Annotated in this window: 1 protein-coding gene and 1 pseudogene; both read left to right on the plus strand. The window is 76.9% G+C overall.

The annotated features are described in order from the left end of the window. Nucleotides 1-457 (plus strand): annotated as a pseudogene (locus tag JNW87_RS37855) (ABC transporter); the annotation flags it as partial. A gap of 89 nt (nucleotides 458-546) precedes the next feature. Then, nucleotides 547-1,770, plus strand: a complete 1,224-nt coding sequence (locus tag JNW87_RS37860; RefSeq protein ID WP_109800737.1) for a hypothetical protein — start codon at nucleotides 547-549, stop codon at nucleotides 1,768-1,770. The last annotated feature ends 494 nt before the right edge of the window (nucleotides 1,771-2,264 follow it).

Below are 2,264 nucleotides of genomic sequence, written 5' to 3' on the forward strand. Positions count from 1 at the left end.
AAACCGGGCGCAATCTGGCTCGGCGACCTGCCCGACGCGCTGGACCGCGCGGTGGCCGGCACCGACCTGGGGATGGGCCGGCGGCCGGCCTGGTGGCGGGGTCGTCGGGGGCCTCCAGTGGCTGGTCACCGTCGCCGCGCTGGCCGGGCTGGGGTGGCTCGCGCTCGGCTACGCCCTGCGGGCGCTCGGACTGCCGTCCCTGGAGTACCCGAGGGTCGGCGAGGCCCCGTTGCCGACGGTGCTGCTCCTGGGCGGCCTGCTCGCCGGGCTGCTGGTGGCGGCGCTGACCAGACCGGTGGTGCGGTGGGCGGCGCGGCGGGCCCGCCAGCGGGCGGAGCAGCGGCTCACCAGCTCGGTGGCGACGGTCGGCGAGGAGTACGTGCTGGTCCCGGTGCGGTCCGTGCTGACCCGGTACGCGCAGGCCCGCGAGGCGCTCAGGGACGCGGCCGGCCGCTGAGCCGCCCTCGACGACGACCGGACAGGGTCCCGGCGAGGCGCGGGGCGCTGGCGGGTGTCCCCGCCGGGCCGGCGGCGTAGGGTCGGTGCATGGCCACGCCACAGACCCCCTACGAGGCGGTGCTGCACGCCGCCCGCGACGTGACGAGGCTCGACTGCGCCCTCGACGCGGAGATGCTCGGCGCCGCACTGCTCGGCAGCGTGTACGCCATCGCGGAGACCGACCGGGAGAACGCCGTCCGGGAGTTCGTGACCGGCTTCCTCGCCGCCACCTCCCGCCGCCGCAGCGCCGCCGCCACCACCATCCGCGCCGTCTTCGCCGCCCTGGTGCCGGACGCCGACGGCGCCGGCCGGGTCCGTCCGGGCGCGCAGGCGCCGGCCTGGACCGGCCAGCTCGGGCGGGTCCACCTCACCGGCGTCTGGTCCTACGGCGACGTGTACGGCGACCAGACCTCGTACCTCGCCACGTTCGCCTACGACGAGGTCGACGGTGGCCCGGAGCACGCCCTGGTGGCCCTCGTCGACCACAACATCGGCATCACCAAGGACGTCTTCGTCGGCGGCCCGGCCGAGCGGATCCTCGAACAGGTCCGGCAGATGTGCACCGAGGACGAGCTGACCTGGTTCCGCACCGAGGAGCCAGCCCGGATGCGCGGGGAGGTGGCCCGTCACCTGGCGGTCACCGACGACCTGGGCGAGCTGCCGGCGGCCGGCTCCCTGGCCACCGACCGGGCCCTGGTCGGCGCGCGGCTGGCCGTGCTGCCCGCACCGCCCCGGGCGAACGTCGACCGGACCGTGCCGCCGCTCACCGACCAGGAACGGACCCGGCTGGTCCGGGGCTTCCTCGGGTCGCCCGAGGCCGCCCGGTTCGGCCTCGACGCGGTGGCGGATGCCGAACTGGCCTCGCTGCACTTCTGTCTGGGTCTGCTCCTCGACCACGCGCAGAGCTTCCCGGACGCCGACCCGATGCGGTGGAGCCCGACGGTGGCCGAGCTGTTCCTCCTCGACTGGGTGCACCGGCGGGCCGTGCTGGACATGGACGACGCCGCCATGCTGCCGCGGGTGCTCCGCGGCTGGGCGGCGTACGCGGCCCGGCAGCGGGGGCTGGTGGAGGCGGCGGCCCGCCGGACGGACGAGGCGATCGAGGAGATGGTTCCCGAGTTCGCCCGGCTCTACAGCACCGGGGAGCGGCGCAGCCCCGCCACCGCCGCGGTCGCCCAGTTGATGGCCGACGGCGTCGACCCGGACGACCCGGCCGCCCTGGACGCCTGGATCGAGGCCAACCGCCACCGCCTCACCGACGACCCCGCCTGACGCACCGCTACCCGGTCGTCCAGATCGGGACCGACGACGCAGAGCGGCGGTACGTCACCGCGGCTCGGCCGCCAACCCGGCCGCCAGCCCGGCCGTCGACGGCACCGGCGAGCAGCGGGGCGACGGGACCGGTACGGCCGGGGCGTCGACCGACGGTCGGGCGAACGGCGGCGCCGGCCGAGCCGGGACCCGGGTGGGCCGGGCAGGCGGACCACGTCGGAGTCCGCCGGGTCAGACGGCGATCCGGACGGCGACGCCGGCGGATCGGACGGCAACGGGGACGGCGAGGCGGACGGATCGGACGGCGAGGGACTGCCACCGGGGTCCGGGGTGCCGCTGTCGGTCGGCTCGGTGGGCGACAGCGTGAGGATGACCGTGGGCAGCGGCCCCGGGTCCGGGCTTGACGAGACGGTCGGCGTCGCACTGGGTGACGGACTCGGCGACCCGCTCGGCGTCGGGGACGGTCCGCCGCGGCGGCGGGGTGGGGGTCGGGC

This window comes from Micromonospora sp. ATA51 (assembly GCF_016802855.1).
Lineage (GTDB): Bacteria > Actinomycetota > Actinomycetes > Mycobacteriales > Micromonosporaceae > Micromonospora > Micromonospora sicca.